The organism is Streptomyces sp. NPDC090127 (assembly GCF_044746945.1).
Classification (GTDB): domain Bacteria; phylum Actinomycetota; class Actinomycetes; order Streptomycetales; family Streptomycetaceae; genus Streptomyces.
In genome coordinates this window covers 102,404-116,716 of record NZ_JBIVDE010000002.1, presented here as the reverse complement: position 1 = coordinate 116,716, position 14,313 = coordinate 102,404, and the positions used below count along the sequence as shown (strand labels likewise).

Genomic DNA, 14,313 nt, shown 5'->3' with positions numbered 1-14,313 from the left:
ACAGCGCCCCGAGCGGAGGCGGAACGATCAGTCGGTGCCGGACTCCATGGCCGCGCGGTCGAGCAGCTCGTCGTTGGCGGAGACCTCGCCACGCGAGGCGATCGCCTCGGCGCCGCCCTGCGGCATCGTGCCGATCAGCCCGGTCGCGGCCGCCTGCGCGGCGCCGATCGCCGGGTTCGCGGTACCGATCAGACCAAGACCCGCGTACTGCTCCAGCTTGGCGCGGGAGTCGGCGATGTCGAGGTTACGCATCGTCAGCTGACCGATCCGGTCCACCGGCCCGAACGCGGAGTCCTCGGTCCGCTCCATCGACAGCTTGTCCGGGTGGTAGCTGAACGCCGGCCCGGTCGTGTCGAGGATCGAGTAGTCCTCGCCACGCCGCAGCCGCAGGGTCACCTCGCCCGTGACGGCCGTTCCGACCCAGCGCTGCAGCGACTCGCGGATCATCAGCGCCTGCGGGTCGAGCCATCGACCCTCGTACATCAGCCGGCCGAGCCGCCGGCCCTCGTTGTGGTACTGCGCGAGGGTGTCCTCGTTGTGGATCGCGTTCACGAGACGCTCGTACGCCGCGTGCAGCAGGGCCATGCCCGGAGCCTCGTAGATCCCGCGGCTCTTCGCCTCGATGATCCGGTTCTCGATCTGGTCGGACATGCCCATGCCGTGGCGTCCGCCGATCTCGTTCGCCTCCATGACGAGGCCGACGGGCGAGGAGAACTCCTTGCCGTTGATCGTCACCGGCCGGCCCTGGTCGAAGCCGATGGTCACGTCCTCGGGGGAGATCTCGACCGAGGGGTCCCAGAACCGCACGCCCATGATCGGCTCCACGGTCTCCACGCCCGTGTCGAGGTGCTCGAGGATCTTCGCCTCGTGGGTGGCGCCCCAGATGTTGGCGTCGGTGGAGTACGCCTTCTCCGTGCTGTCCCGGTAGGGCAGCCCGTGGGTGAGCAGCCACTCGGACATCTCGGTACGGCCGCCGAGCTCGGTCACGAAGTCCGCGTCGAGCCAGGGCTTGTAGATCCGCAGGTGCGGGTTGGCGAGCAGCCCGTACCGGTAGAACCGCTCGATGTCATTGCCCTTGAACGTCGACCCGTCGCCCCAGATCTGTACGTCGTCCTCGAGCATCGCCCGCACCAGGAGGGTGCCGGTGACCGCGCGCCCCAGCGGCGTGGTGTTGAAGTAGGCGCGCCCACCGGAGCGGATGTGGAACGCCCCGCAGGTGAGCGCGGCCAGACCCTCCTCGACCAGCGCGGCACGGCAGTCGACCAGCCGGGCGATCTCGGCGCCGTAGGTCTTGGCGCGACCGGGCACGGAGGCGATGTCGGGCTCGTCGTACTGGCCGATGTCGGCGGTGTAGGTGCACGGGACGGCGCCCTTGTCGCGCATCCACGCGACCGCGACCGAGGTGTCGAGCCCGCCGGAGAAGGCGATTCCGACCCGCTCGCCGGAAGGGAGGGAGGTGAGGACCTTAGACATAGAAAGAGTATGCATCAGAACGCATGACCATGCAAAGCGAGCGGGCCACGTCGTGTGCGTACAAGGGGGAGAGGGGCCAGGTCACGTCGCCCGCACCCGGGCGAGCGTGAGGACGGCCGTGGCGGACGAAGCCCCCAGCAGGGCCCCGGCCAGCACGTCCCCCGGGTAGTGCACCCCGGTATGCACGCGGGAGTACCCGACGGCGCAGGCCAGTGCGGTCAGGGGCAGCGCCGCAGGAGGCAGCACGGCGCCCACCGCGGTGGCGAAGGCGACGGCGGAGGCGGTGTGCCCGGAGGGGAAGGACGCGGAGGTGGGCATGCGCACATGGCGGTCCACGATCACCCGCGCCGCTTCACGGTCCGGCCGCGCACGCCGTACGAGACGCTTGCCGAGGAGGTTCGCGCAGGCCGATGCCACCGCGACCGCGCCGACGCCCAGGACGGCGGCGCGCCGCGAGCGGCCGGGGACGAGGGCGAGCGCGGCGGCGACGGTGAACGAGATCTTGGAGTGGTCGGCCGCGCTGGACAGCCTCCGCAGCCCCTTGTCCAGGGTGGGCGTGGGCGTCGCGGCGACGGCGGCGTACAGCGCCCCGTCGACGGCCCGGAGATCGGTGAGGACGGCGGCGATGCCACCGGGCTTCTCCTCGTGCGGACTAGTCATGACTCCTCCCACGGAGAGCGAGTTCGAGGATGCGCCGCCAGTCGACGGCAGGGGCCACGACCGGAGCTCCCGGCCGGTCGCGCGGCACGCGCACGCGCAGCGTGCGATGCCTGAGGGTGCAGGTGACGGGCGTCGCGAGGGTGAGCGCTTCGCCGTCGACGGCGACCGGCATGGTGTCGCCGTCGCCACCGACGACATCGACCCGGCGGGCGGTCAGGACGTTGAGGCTGTCGGACATCGACCCCCGCAACGCGATGTCGGCGGCTCCGGCGGCGCTGTCGACGCGTACGCCGATGACGCCGAGCTCACCCTTGTCCAGCCGGGCCCGGCGCCCGGTGAAGGGGTCGGGCCGGATGTAGGGGTTGTTGCTGACGAGAAGGGCCTGCTGCGAGGGCAGCAGGGCCCCGTCGACGGTGGCGTCGAGGCGCGGCCCGCTCTCGTGGAGAAGATCGGGCATGACGTCGAGCGCGGTCTCCGCCTTGGCGTCGCGGTACTCGGGACGCTGCACGACCTGCGCGTACACCCCGAACGACACGGTGTTCACGAACGCCCGACCGTTGACGTCACCGAGATCGACCCGCACCTCCTCCCCGTGGGTGAGGGCTGCCAGGCTGAGCGACGGATCCCCGCGATCCAGCCCGAGGTCCATGGCGAAGTGGTTCCGCGTGCCGGCCGGGACGACGAGGAACGGCAGGTCGTGCTCGGCGGCGATCCCGGCGACCTGCGCCTGCGTACCGTCACCGCCCGCCACTCCGAGCAGGTCGGCCCCGTCCGACACCGCCTGCCGCGCCAGCCCGAGCACCTGCGTGTCGTCGTCGCAGGGCTCGAGCAGGATCACCCGGGCCCCGAGCCGCTCGGCGTGCTCGACGAGCCCGAACCGCTCGACCTTGCCGCCACCGGAGGCGGGGTTCATGAGAATGACGGGGCGCCGGGGAGCCCGACGAGTCTCGCCCCGCATGACGTGGCGTCGATGCGACGGCCGAAGAGCGGCCCGCCCGCACCCCAGCGCCACGACCCACAAGGCGACGGCGGCGAGCGCCGTCACCCACAGCCCGCTGCGCACGTACAGCACGAGCAGTCCGACGGGCGCGCCGACCATGAGCAGCGCTCCGAGCCACCGCAGCGTCCCTCGCCTGGCGACGGTCCACCACACGCCGGTGGCGGAGACGACGAGCCCGGCAAGTCCGCTGAGGACTATGACCACCCCGCCGCCACCGACCGCGACCAGCAACACGACGACGGCGGCCACCACCGCGAGCACGGCCGCGCGCGCCCACCACCGGGAGCGCGTATCGCCGCTGCCGCCGTTCACCCCTGCCGCCATGCGCCCCGCCTCATCGGCCGTCGTGTCCCTACGTCCCACATCATCCAGCCACCCTTCCCGCAAGAACGGATTCGAGTCGCGCGGGACGGGCCTGTTCGGGTGAATCGCCTCACGCGGGAAGGCCCGTGCGTCGGCGGAGGGGGCGGTGCTCAGATAGTAGCCATGGCGATAATAGCTATGTACCCTATCCAGTATGAGTGACAGCACACGGGGCCCCACGCCCGGCTTCCTGGTGTGGCGGCTGGCCAACAAATGGCGCGTCGCCGTCGATCGCGCCCTGGCTCCCGCGGGTCTGACGCACGCGCAGTACGCACTGGTGGCTTCGCTGTACGGCATGCAGCACACCGGCGAACGTCCCAGCCAGCGCAGACTCGCCGACCACACCGGCCTGGAGCCGCTGTACGTGTCGAAGTTGGCGCGTGCGCTGGAGGCGTCGGGCCTGCTGGCCCGCGCCCGTGACCCCCGTGACCCCCGGGCCGTCCAACTGGCCCTCACCGAGCAGGGGCTCACGGCCGCACGGCAGGCCGTCGTCATCGTGCAGGACCTGCTGCACCAACTCCTGGCCCCGCTGGGGGGCCTCGACGCCCCGCGTACGCACGCGTTCACGGCCGAGCTGACGACGCTGCTCGACGTACCTCTGGCCGACCCCGTTCCGCACGACGAGACCTCCGAGGGGACACCATGACCACCACCGCATCCGCATCCGTACCCGCAGCCGACGCCCGCGTCCTGGGCCTGGCCCACTACGCCGCCCGCGGCGTCCTGGAGCACGTGCTCGCCCAGCACGGCGCGACGTTCCCGCAGCAGATCGCCCTACGCGCCGCCGTCACCGCCGAGGCTCCCCAGACCCCGGACGGCCTCGTCGTCCTCGTCCGCGCCTCCCTCAAGGCGGCCCCGGCCGACATCCGGACGACGCTGGACGAACTGCTGGCGCGGGGCCTGCTCGTCATGAACGGCGAGCACATCCTCCCCACCGACGCCGGCCGATCCCTGCTCGCCGCCGTCGGCGCGCAGACCGCCCCGATCTCGGCCCGCATCTGGGGAGGGCTGCCGACGGAGGACCTGGCCGCGGCGGGCCGTGTCCTGGCCCTGGTCACCGAGCGGGCGAACGCGGAACTCGCGGCACTGACGGCGTGACACGGCGTCCCGACACGTACGGTGGCCCCGGCACCCTACGGCCGCACCTTCCGCCGCCCCGGCGCGCCGGTGCAGGTCAGGGGGGCGGGTCGGGCTGGGCGGTCAGGGGGAGGTCCGAGGGGCGGGGGCGCCGCTGGTACTGCCCTCGCCGCTGGGTGTGTTGTTCCAGTTGACGAGTTCGGCGGGGCGGTTGCTGATGATGCCGTCGACGCCGTACCCGTCGTACCGGTTCCAGCGTTCGGGGGTGTCGACGGTCCATACCCAGACGCCGATTCCGGCCTGGTGGAGGTCGTCGACCACCTGGGGCCGGGCTTCGAGCGCTGTGCCGTTCGGGAGGTAGAGCGCGAGACCCAGGTCCTCGGAGACGGCGACGGGGTCGGCGTCGAGGGTGTCGCGGAGCAGCCCGAGGGGCAGCTCGGGAGCCAGGGTTCGTGCCCAGCGCAGGTGTTGGGGGTCGAAGCTCTGGACGAGGACACGACCGGTCATCTTCTCCGCCCGTACGACGTCGATCATGGTCTTGACGTCCTCGATGCCGGCGGCCTGCTTGATCTCCAGGAGCAGGCTCCCGCCCCGCGTCCGCAGATCGGCCAGTTGCTGGGCGAGAGTCGGCACGCGCTCGCCGACGAACGCGGGCGCGAACCAGGACCCGGCGTCCAGCGCGCCGATCTGTGCCGCGCTGAGCGCGCCGATGTTCCCGGTCCCGTCGGTGGTCCGGTCGACGGTGGCGTCGTGCATCAGATAGGGCACGCGATCCCGGCTGAGGCGGACGTCGTTCTCGATGAACTCCGCTCCCGAACGCCGCCCGACCTCCTGGGCGGCCATGGTGTTCTCGGGCGCCAGGGAGGACGCTCCGCGGTGGGCCACGACCGTCACGCGTGGGGTGTCGGCCCGCTGGAACGCCGACGAGGCCACGCGCGTGACGCGCACGTCGTCGAACGACACGGTCGCCCCGCCCACCACCAACGCCAGACCGTCCACGGCCTCGGCCGACGAGCGATGGGTCATCAGGACCTGCCGGTCGTCGAGGAACCACACGGCCCGCTGCCCCCGGACCTCGACCCGCAGTCGCACGTCGCCCCGCGCGGCGACCCCGACGGGAACCGGCGCGGCCGCGCTGGTTCCGTCCCCGAACGAGACGGGACGCCCCGCGCCGTCCGTGTGCACGACCCCGGCGGTCCACCGCCCGGCGCCGGTCGGGGGCACGTCGACCCCCAGCCCGAACCACGCTCCCGAACCGGCCCGTCGTTCGACACGCGCGCGAGCCTCGAACCGGAAGTCCGCGAGCCCGGCCCCGAAGGTCACCACCCCCTTGCCTCCCCCGGCGCCCCCCACCAGCCGCCCGCCGTCCACCTGCCACGCCCCGCCGACGACCCGCCACTGCCGGGGCAGCCCGCTGCCGGAGAAGTCCTCCCGGACCACGACGGCGCCGCCCGCGGGCCGGGCCTCGGCGGCGACCCCGCGGGCCGGTGAGCACAGCACGCCACAGGTGGCCAGGACGAACGCGGAACGAAGAAGATCACGACGCATGCGGGGAGGCTAATACCCCCCGCGCCACCCACCGGCGACCACCACGCCCACGACCGCGAACAGACGGAACCGGCTCGGCCCCCGCGTCACGGGCTCGGCCCCCGCGTCACGGGCTCGGTCCCCGCGTCACGGGCTCGGTCCCCGCGTCACCGGCTCGCCCCCCGCGTCACCGGCCCGCCCCCCCCCGCGTCACCGGCGCGTGCCCGCCGTCGGCCTCGGCACGGGCCGCCGTGCGGGCAGCGGTGTCCGAGGCCGCTGATAGCGTTCCCGTCGCTGGTGGATCGATCGTGGAAGGACGGGGCTCGTGCAGGAAGTGGCACACCACGACGTGAGCGACGGGCGCATGGCGCAGGCGCTCGACGACATCGACGGGCGGGCTTTCGGGCGGTGGCACAGCATGCGGTACGACAGCTTCCGCCTCGACCGCTTGCGGGAGATGGCCGACGAGCTGCTCGATCACGTCGCCGCTCGCGCGCTGACGGAGCCCGGGCTCGACGACACCTCACGGCTCGCGCTGGTGACGGCCGCGGAGTGCTGGTTGGGCGTGATCAGCCTCGGCTGCTACCCCAACGGCGACCAGGAGATCAAGTTCCCCCTCGTCCGCGAGGAACTGACCAGCGACGAGATGGCCTTCCAGCACGTCGACGACGAGGCCCCCACGGCCCGTACCTGGCTCGACACGTTCGCGGCCGTCGTGGTCAGCGGACTGGTCTGGGAGTGGCAGCGGGTCTCCGGACTGCTGCTGCGCGGTGACCTCGCCCCCGCGATCCGCGCCGGAGTGCCGTACTCGAAGCTGACGCCGGTGTCGCAACCGGCCGACGTCGCCGCGATGGAGGCGCTCTGCCCCTACCTGACCGAGGAGCGGGGGCACCTGCCCCGCGACTGGCCGACCGTGCCGCTGCGCAAGCCGGACCCGAAGGAGCTCGCCGACGCCGCCGAGCGGCTTGACGCGGCGGGTCCGCTGACGGCGGATCAGCGACTGCTGCGCGTCCTGCTCGACGACGACCGCCACGCCTTCGAGCAGGCCTTGGTCTCCCGGCTCGTCGCCCACCGCGAGAACGTCGGCACGGACCCGGCCCCGCGCACACTGCTCCCGCTCGACGCCCTCACCCTGGCGGCGCTCGCCGTCCAGGTGCACGGATGGGAGCTGGACATCCGCTCCGTCTACCTCCCGCACGGCATCGTGGGCCGCCCGGACGCCCTCCAGCGCGCCGCGGACGAGGGCGAGAACAACCTCGGTTCCTGGTACGCCAAGTAGCCCCGGCCACACCGCCCCCGGGGCCGACGACCGCCTCCCGGCCGAGGTCGCCGCCCCGGGGCCCGGCGGACGGCTCAGTCGCCTTCCGGCCCGGGCGCGGCCAGCGAGTCGACCTGGCCGACACCCCAGCCGTAGGCGAGCTTGTGGACTTCGAGGACGAAGAAGGACTCCGTGGTGAGGACCCCGTCGATGTGGTGCATGCGCTCGTTGACGAGGTCGGTGAAGTGGTCGGTGCCGCGGCAGATGACCTCGGCCATCACGTCGTACTGCCCGGCGGTCATGATGACGTAGGACGTCTCCGGCAGCTCGCCGAGTTGGCGGCAGACCTCGCGCGCCGTGCCGGGCCGCACCTTCAGGCCGATCATGGCGAAGCGGTCGAAGCCGATGGTCAGCGGATTGGCGATGCCGACGATCTGGAGCGTCCCGTTCTCCTCCAGGCGCTGGACCCGGTAGCGCACCGAGGACGCCGGGATGCCGAGGTCCTCCGCGAGCTGGCTGTAGGGGCGGCGCCCGTCGGCCTGCAGCAGGGCGATGATCCTGCGGTCGATGTCGTCGAGCGGGTTCCCCGGCTGCGTCATGGCGCTGTTCAGGCTCTCTCTTCTCGCGCCCCCGGTGGGGCAGCTGCTTCCCACGAGGCGGGTCCGAACCTCGTGCCCCCGGTCAGGAGTCGAATCCAAGGCCGAGTCGGTCGAGTGTACGCAGCCACAGATCGCGCCGGCCGGTCGTGTCCTCCCGGGCGAGGGAACGCCGCGTCGCCTGAACGCCGAGATAGCGGACCGGTTCCGGGGGAAAGGGGACGGGCGCTCTGCGGATCATCGAGGGCACCAGGCGCTCGGTGCGCTCGCCGGAGAGCAGGTCGAGCATGACCTCGGCGCCGTAGCGGGTCGCGCCGACCCCGAGGCCGGTGAAGCCGAGGGCGTAGGCGACGCGGCCGTGTGCGGCGGTCCCCGCGAACATGCAGAACCGCGTGGTGGAGTCGATGACCCCGCCCCAGGCGTGCGAGAACGGCACGTCGGCCAGGGAAGGGAAGGTCTCGGCGAACTGCGCGGCGAGGACGTCGAAGGTCTCGGGCCGTTGGGTGAGGTGCTCGTCGGTGCGGCTTCCGTAGTGGTAGATGGCGTCGTACCCGCCCCACAGAATGCGCCCGTCGTCGGTCTTGCGCAGGTAGTGGAACTGGTTGCCCGCGTCGGTGATGCCGTGGTCACCGCCCCAGCCCACGGACGCGAGCTGATCCGCCGTCAGCGGTTCGGTGACCACGGCGTAGTCATAGACGGGGATCATCGTCAGGGACAGCCGGCGCAGCAGGGGGCGGTAGACGTTGGTGGCCAGGGCGACGTGCCGCGCGGTGACCTCCGCGTACGGCGTGGTCAGACGAGCCGCCTGCCGGTCGGCGGTCAGCGCGGTGACCTCGGTGTGCTCGGCGATCCGCACGCCCTGGTCCAGGCAGGCGCGCCGAAGCCCCCACACGAGGCGGGCCGGATCCAGGAGCGCGTAGTCGGGGCTGAACATGCCGGACCGCCAGAGGGGCGAGTCGACGTAGTCGCGCAGGGCCGCGGTGTCCAGGAGGCGGGCGTCCTCGCCATGGCGCCGGGCCAGGGCGACGGACTCCGGGAGACCTGCGGCCTGCCACGGCGTGGCCGCCACGGTGACCTTGCCGGAGCGGGTGAAGCCGCAGTCGATCCCGTACGTGTCGAGGTCCTGCCGGAAGGCGTCGAAGTTCGCGGCGCCCAGGCGCTGGAGCAGTCCGATCTCCGCGGGCCAGCGGTCCATGCCGTTGGCGATGCCGTGCGTGAGACTGGGCGAGCAGAACCCGCCGTTGCGGCCGCTGGCGGCGTGTCCGCAGGTGCCCTGCTCCAACAGCAGCACGTCACGGCCGGGGTGGCGGCGCTTGGCGAGCAGGGCGGTCCACAGACCGGTGTAGCCGCCGCCGACCACCGCCAGATCGCACGTGGTGTCCTCGGTGAGGCGCGGCAGGGGATCCGGCCGGTCGGGCCGGTCGAGCCAGTAGGCGGTGGGCGCCGCCTCCCCGAGGCGGGAGCGGTGGGCGGGCGGCTGGACGGTGGCGGTCATGGGCACCTCGCGCGGATCGATGGCGGGAGCAGGGTGCGGCGACGGCCCGGCCCCGGGCGCTGTGAGCCGGGGCCGGGCCGCTTGGCGCTGCGTGGGAGGAGAGGGGGTCAGAGGCTGATGACACCGGTACGGGTGTCGGTCATGTCCATCAGCGTCCACTTGCCGCCGATGCGGCCCCAGCCGGTGCCGCGTGCGCCGGCGCCGCCGAACGGCATGTTGATGTCCCACCAGTTGTTGGACTCGTTGACGATGACCTGGCCGACCTCCATCTCCTCGATGAAGCGGAACGCGGAGGTCATGCTGCGGGTGAAGACAGCGCCCTGGAGGCCGAGTGCGTCGTCGTTGGCGAGGCGGAGGAGCTCGTCCTCGCCGTCGCCGGTGATGATCGGGACGACCGGGCCGAAGGACTCCTCCCGGGAGAGCAGACTGTCGACGGGGACGTCGTCGACGACCGTGAACTCGTAGTACAGGTCCGTCGCCATCCCGGCACGCCGCCGGCCACCGGTCAGGATGCGTGCGCCGCGGGCGCGTGCGTCCTCCATGTGCCGGTCCATCTTGGCGGCGACGCCCTCGTTGTTGACCGGGCCGAGGACGGTCTTCTCGTCGAAGGGGTCGCCGAGGACGATCCGCTCGGACTCGCGCAGGACCGCCTCCACGAAGGCGTCGTGGACGCTCCGGTCGACGAGGACGCGCTCGGTCGCGCAGCACACCTGGCCCGCGCAGGGGTACGCGCCGTCGACGGCGGCCTTGGCGGCGGCGGCCACGTCCGCGTCGGCGAGGACCACGAGGGGGCCGTTTCCGGAGCACTCCATGAGGGACCGCTTCAGGCCCGCCGCGGCCTGGATGCGGGCGCCGGTGGCCGAGGAGCCGATGAAGCCGATGGCGTGGATGCCGGGGTGGCGCACGAGCGCGTCACCGAACTCGCCGTCGCCGGGCACGATGTTGACAAGACCGGCCGGTACTCCGGCCGCCACCAGGGCTTCCATGGCCTTGAGCACGGTGAGCGGGGTGTTGGCCGGCGGCTTGACGACCAGGGCGTTGCCGGTGGCCAGGCCCGGGGCGGCGAACTCGGCGAACATCAGCAGGGGGAAGTTCCAGGGCGTGATGACACCCCACGTCCCCACCGGCCGGTGGAAGGTGAACATCCGCTTGCTGTTGTCCCGGGAGAGCAGCGTCTCACCGCCCAGGCGTACCGCGTCCTCGGCGTGCAGCCGGAAGAGCAGCGCCGTCTCGGTGACGTCGGCGATCGACTCCGACAGGGGCTTGCCCTGCTCCAGCGTCTGCAGTCGGGCGAGCTCCTCGCGGCGTGCGTCGATCTCGTCCGCCACGCGGTGACAGAGCGCGGCCCGCTCCCAGACGTTCACCCGGGCCCACTCGGCCTGTGCGGCATGGGCCGCGGTGACCGCGGCGTCGAGATCGGCCCGTACCGGCAGGGGGAAGGAGCCGACCGGCTCACCCGTCGCGGGGCTGGTCACCCGGAAGGTCTCCTGGCCCGCGACGGAGGTGAAGGCACCGTTGATGAACAGCTGGTGCGTAGGGGACGTGGTCGACATGAGGCGTTCTCCTTCGAACGGGGTGTCCTATGCCAGGATCCAACATCGACAATGTTTCCGCGTCAAGATGCACGAACCAGCAATCTCAGCTAAGAAAAGTTGTTGATCCGTGGATCTTGACGCGATGTTTTCGCTCGCTCTATAAGTGCTCGCATGTCACTTCCCCCCGACGCATCCGCTCCGTCACACGACGGTTCCGTTCCGTCCCATGGCGCCTCCGTTCCGTCCCACGGCGCCTCCGCCGCCTCCCCGGACGGTTCCCAGCAGCCCGGACTGGCCAAGAAGATCCGTTGGTACGACGGCTTCGCCATGTCGCTGACCATGCCCGCGGCGCTCATCGCCTCCCTCGGTGCCTCCATCGGCGGCCTCGGAGCCTGGGGCGCGATCGCCCTCTGGGCGGCGTCCATGGTCCTGGCCACGGCCACCAACTGGATCTACACCGAACTCGCCGCGATGTTCCCCGACTCCTCCGGCGGCATCGCCGCCTACGCCGCCCGGGCGTGGCGCACCCGAGCGCCCGCCGTCGGCCCGATCGCCAGCATCGGCTACTGGTTCCCCTGGACCACCGCACTGGCGGTGTACGCCGGAATCATCGGCTCCTTCGTCCAGGCCCAGTGGTTCCCCGGCCAGGACTGGTCGGTGCACCTCGGCCCGGCCGAGATCAACTTCCCCATAGCCGTCGGGCTCGCCGTGATCCTGCTGCTCTTCGCCGCGGCGATGGCCGGCCTGCACGTGGCCATGTGGCTGGTCTACCTCACCGGCGGTGCGCTGCTCGTGCCGCTCGCCGTCTTCATCGTCGGACCGTTCCTCAGCGGCGACTGGAGCGCCTCCGGCCTGCACTGGAACCTGCACGGCGCCGAAGGGCTGCGCGAAGTCCTCGTCTGGTTGTACGTCATGGCCTGGACCTCGTTCGGCGTGGAGGTCTGCGCCACGTTCGCACCGGAGTACAAGGACACCGTCAAGGACACCTCACGTGCCCTGCGCGCCGGCGTGCTGTTCTGCCTCGGCGTCTTCATCCTGCTGCCCCTCGCCCTGTCCGGCTACGTGGGCGAGCAGGCCATCACCGACGACCCGACCACGTTCTACGTCCAGGCCTTCCAGGACCTCGTCGGCGGCGCGGCCGACCTGATGGTCGTCTTCCTCATCGCCTCCCTGCTCCTGATCATGATCACCGGACTGGCCGACGGCTCCCGCGTCCTCTACGACATGGGCCGCCAGGGCCTCACGCTGCGCCAGGTCGGCCACCTCAACCGCCGTGGCGTCCCCGCCCGCGCCCTGGGAGTGGCCCTGGTCCTCAACATCGTCGTGCTCACCGTGCTGAAGACGCCGCTGGCCATCATCGTCACCGGCAACCTCGGCTACATCCTGACCCACCTGCTGGCCATCTCCGGCTTCGCGCTGCTCCGCCGTGACAGGCCGGACGCCCCGCGCCCGATCCGCCTGCCGGGCTTCTTCGTCCCCTTGGCCTGGGTCCTCACCGTCGTCCTCTCTCTCATCCTCGTGGTCGGCGCGACCGGCTTCTCCATCACCGGGTACGGCGGCTACAAGGAACTCGGCATCGCGCTCACGGTGCTGGCGCTCGCGGTCCTGCTCTGGCTCTACCGCACCAAGGTCCAGGACCGGCGTCAGGACGAACGGGACGGACAGCGGGCGCCGGCCCGGAAGACACCGGCGGCCTGAGGCACGTGCACGCGTGGCGCGGCGGATCGGACCGGCCGGCCTCACCCCGACGTCCGGCCGACCGCCACGCCACGCGCCCCCTCGACGGCAGCCGTCAGCTCGTGGGGGGCGGAGCCGGGCGGTAGGTGCACCGTCATGATCAGGTGGCAGGTCCCGGTCCCGGCGCCGTGGTAGGCGGGGTCGGCGTCACCGTCGAAGATGGCGGTCTCCTCCGCCGTCACGCCGGCCGCGGCCGGAATCACGCGCCGTCGGCCACGTCAGTCGCCGTCCCGCCGCTCCTCGCCGAACTTCTCGTCCATCACCGGCGGTTGGTCCTCGAGGCCGGGAACCCGGCTGCCGGTGCGGAAGCCACTGACCCCCAGCAGACCGGCCTCGTCACCCGTGATGAGAATCGTCAGCTCGGCCGCCGCCACCGGCTCGAAGGAGTGGACACGCCGCACGCCGACGGAGCTGCCCGTGGCGAGCACACGACCACCGGCGAGAAGCGTGTGGCCGGTGATGCGCTGCCCGCCGGACAGGTCCTCGCGGAGCTCCACATGATCGATGAGGACCGGCTCGTCGAAGCGCGCGATCACGCCGGTTCCCGGAAGGGGCGCGAGTGCGGCCGGGTAGGGCTGACCGAATCGGCGGGCGAGCTCGGTGGAGAGCTCCAGCAGGCGCTCCCGGTCGGCGTCGTCGATCAGCCCCCGCCGATCCGGCGGCACATTCAGCAGCAGGCCCGCGCCCAGGCCCACCGAGCGGTACCAGATGGCCAGCAGGTGGTCCAGGCTCTTGAGGGTGTGGGCGTCGTCGGGTTGCCAGAACCAGTTCCGCCGGATGGGGACGTCGCACTCCGGCGGCAGGTACCGCAAGGTGTCCAGGGCGGAGCGGCCCGCGTCGTAGATGCTGACGCCGGTGCAATCGGTGACGTACACGCAGGGGTCGGCGGCGAGACCGTCCTCGTTTCCCACCCAACGGATCGTCGGACGGCCCATGTTGAACACCATCGCGTCCGGCTGGTGCCGTTCGACGACCGCCGCGATCGCTTCCCAGTCGTACGTGCGGCCCTCTGAGCCGGCGCCGTCGAACCACAGCTCGTACAGCGGTCCGTACCGTGTGCACAGCTCGACCAGCTGTCGCCGATAGAAGGCGTCGTACGCCTCGGGATCGTCGTAGCACGCGGCGTTGCGGTCCCAGGGCGACAGGTACAGCCCGAGTCCGATGCCCGCCTCCTGGCAGGCCTCGGCGAGCTCGCCGACCACATCGCCCGCACCACCCCGCCAGGGTGACGAGGCCACCGAGTACTCCGTCGTCTCCGTCGGCCACAGACAGAAGCCGTCATGATGCTTGGCCGTGAAGACGACGTACCGCGCCCCGGCGGCCACCGCTGTGGCGACCCATTGCCGGGCGTCCAGCTCCGACGGGTCGAACGACGCCGGATCGAGGGTGCCGTCGCTCCACTCCCTGCCGTTGAACGTGTTGACGCCGAAGTGCAGGAAGAGCCCGAATCCGGCCTCCTGCCACCGGAGTTGCGCAGGCGTGGGTGCGATCGTCACTGGGGTCCTAGGGCTGGGCGGGGGCCGGTCTCGGGCGGGGGAGCGGGCGCGCGTGCCCGGCGGCGTCACGGATGGACACGTCGGCTTCCCGGAGCG

12 protein-coding genes and 1 pseudogene are annotated in these 14,313 nt (G+C 71.9%); 4 read left to right on the top strand and 9 right to left on the bottom strand.

All coding sequences use genetic code 11. The features are described 5' to 3' along the window. Window positions 1-27: 27 nt before the first annotated feature. The 3 genes from argG to ACIPPS_RS06170 form a co-directional block, all read right to left on the bottom strand. Window positions 28-1,473 carry an argininosuccinate synthase gene (gene argG, locus ACIPPS_RS06180; protein ID WP_401427480.1) on the bottom strand — a complete coding sequence of 482 codons (1,446 nt, stop codon included), beginning with the start codon at window positions 1,471-1,473 and terminating at the stop codon, window positions 28-30. Window positions 1,474-1,554: 81 nt separating this feature from the next. Next, window positions 1,555-2,133, bottom strand: coding sequence for a phosphatase PAP2 family protein (locus tag ACIPPS_RS06175; protein WP_401427478.1), 579 nt, complete (start codon window positions 2,131-2,133; stop codon window positions 1,555-1,557). Further along, window positions 2,126-3,457, bottom strand: coding sequence for a diacylglycerol/lipid kinase family protein (locus tag ACIPPS_RS06170; RefSeq protein ID WP_401427476.1), 1,332 nt, complete (start codon window positions 3,455-3,457; stop codon window positions 2,126-2,128). The genes ACIPPS_RS06175 and ACIPPS_RS06170 overlap by 8 nt, the downstream gene beginning before the upstream one ends. A 193-nt stretch (window positions 3,458-3,650) precedes the next feature. Here ACIPPS_RS06170 and ACIPPS_RS06165 point away from each other — a divergent pair, with 193 nt between their 5' ends. Then, window positions 3,651-4,142, top strand: coding sequence for a MarR family winged helix-turn-helix transcriptional regulator (locus tag ACIPPS_RS06165; RefSeq protein ID WP_401427473.1), 492 nt, complete (start codon window positions 3,651-3,653; stop codon window positions 4,140-4,142). Continuing rightward, window positions 4,139-4,594: a MarR family transcriptional regulator gene (locus ACIPPS_RS06160; RefSeq protein WP_401427471.1), complete on the top strand. Its 456-nt coding sequence runs from the start codon at window positions 4,139-4,141 to the stop codon at window positions 4,592-4,594. Before ACIPPS_RS06165 ends, ACIPPS_RS06160 begins: the two co-directional genes overlap by 4 nt. A 102-nt stretch (window positions 4,595-4,696) precedes the next feature. Here the strand turns inward: ACIPPS_RS06160 and ACIPPS_RS06155 are convergent, their stop codons facing one another. Further along, complete coding sequence (locus ACIPPS_RS06155; RefSeq protein WP_401427469.1) at window positions 4,697-6,121, bottom strand: glycerophosphodiester phosphodiesterase; 1,425 nt, start codon at window positions 6,119-6,121, stop codon at window positions 4,697-4,699. Between the two features lie 304 nt (window positions 6,122-6,425). Between ACIPPS_RS06155 and ACIPPS_RS06150 the strand changes: the two genes are divergently transcribed. Next, the gene (locus ACIPPS_RS06150; RefSeq protein ID WP_401427467.1) at window positions 6,426-7,379 is read left to right on the top strand and encodes an immunity 49 family protein; all 954 of its coding nucleotides are present in this window, start codon (window positions 6,426-6,428) and stop codon (window positions 7,377-7,379) included. 74 nt (window positions 7,380-7,453) lie between these two features. On the opposite strand, the gene ACIPPS_RS06145 is transcribed toward ACIPPS_RS06150, so the two are convergent. From ACIPPS_RS06145 to ACIPPS_RS06135, 3 genes are all read right to left on the bottom strand, one after another. Continuing rightward, on the bottom strand, window positions 7,454-7,957 hold the full coding sequence (locus tag ACIPPS_RS06145) for an Lrp/AsnC family transcriptional regulator (protein ID WP_401427465.1): 504 nt from the start codon (window positions 7,955-7,957) through the stop codon (window positions 7,454-7,456). An 82-nt stretch (window positions 7,958-8,039) separates the two neighbouring features. Then, entirely contained in the window at window positions 8,040-9,449 is a 1,410-nt protein-coding gene (locus tag ACIPPS_RS06140) for an NAD(P)/FAD-dependent oxidoreductase (protein WP_401427463.1), read from the bottom strand. 107 nt (window positions 9,450-9,556) lie between these two features. Continuing rightward, window positions 9,557-11,002, bottom strand: a complete 1,446-nt coding sequence (locus ACIPPS_RS06135) for an aldehyde dehydrogenase family protein (RefSeq protein WP_401427460.1) — start codon at window positions 11,000-11,002, stop codon at window positions 9,557-9,559. A gap of 153 nt (window positions 11,003-11,155) precedes the next feature. Between ACIPPS_RS06135 and ACIPPS_RS06130 the strand changes: the two genes are divergently transcribed. Beyond that, entirely contained in the window at window positions 11,156-12,682 is a 1,527-nt protein-coding gene (locus ACIPPS_RS06130) for an APC family permease (protein WP_401427458.1), read from the top strand. A 41-nt stretch (window positions 12,683-12,723) separates the two neighbouring features. Here ACIPPS_RS06130 and ACIPPS_RS06125 read toward each other — a convergent pair. Beyond that, window positions 12,724-12,903 (bottom strand): annotated as a pseudogene (locus ACIPPS_RS06125) (hypothetical protein); the annotation flags it as partial. A 36-nt stretch (window positions 12,904-12,939) separates the two neighbouring features. After that, window positions 12,940-14,217: an alpha-L-fucosidase gene (locus tag ACIPPS_RS06120; protein ID WP_401427456.1), complete on the bottom strand. Its 1,278-nt coding sequence runs from the start codon at window positions 14,215-14,217 to the stop codon at window positions 12,940-12,942. Window positions 14,218-14,313: the final 96 nt, after the last annotated feature.

Coding starts and splice junctions, on each gene's coding strand:
- argG (WP_401427480.1), bottom strand. CDS start 1,473: ATGTCTAAGGTCCTCACCTCCCTCCCTTCCGGCGAGCGGGTCGGAATC.
- ACIPPS_RS06175 (WP_401427478.1), bottom strand. CDS start 2,133: ATGACTAGTCCGCACGAGGAGAAGCCCGGTGGCATCGCCGCCGTCCTC.
- ACIPPS_RS06170 (WP_401427476.1), bottom strand. CDS start 3,457: ATGGCGGCAGGGGTGAACGGCGGCAGCGGCGATACGCGCTCCCGGTGG.
- ACIPPS_RS06165 (WP_401427473.1), top strand. CDS start 3,651: ATGAGTGACAGCACACGGGGCCCCACGCCCGGCTTCCTGGTGTGGCGG.
- ACIPPS_RS06160 (WP_401427471.1), top strand. CDS start 4,139: ATGACCACCACCGCATCCGCATCCGTACCCGCAGCCGACGCCCGCGTC.
- ACIPPS_RS06155 (WP_401427469.1), bottom strand. CDS start 6,121: ATGCGTCGTGATCTTCTTCGTTCCGCGTTCGTCCTGGCCACCTGTGGC.
- ACIPPS_RS06145 (WP_401427465.1), bottom strand. CDS start 7,957: ATGACGCAGCCGGGGAACCCGCTCGACGACATCGACCGCAGGATCATC.
- ACIPPS_RS06140 (WP_401427463.1), bottom strand. CDS start 9,449: ATGACCGCCACCGTCCAGCCGCCCGCCCACCGCTCCCGCCTCGGGGAG.
- ACIPPS_RS06135 (WP_401427460.1), bottom strand. CDS start 11,002: ATGTCGACCACGTCCCCTACGCACCAGCTGTTCATCAACGGTGCCTTC.
- ACIPPS_RS06130 (WP_401427458.1), top strand. CDS start 11,156: ATGTCACTTCCCCCCGACGCATCCGCTCCGTCACACGACGGTTCCGTT.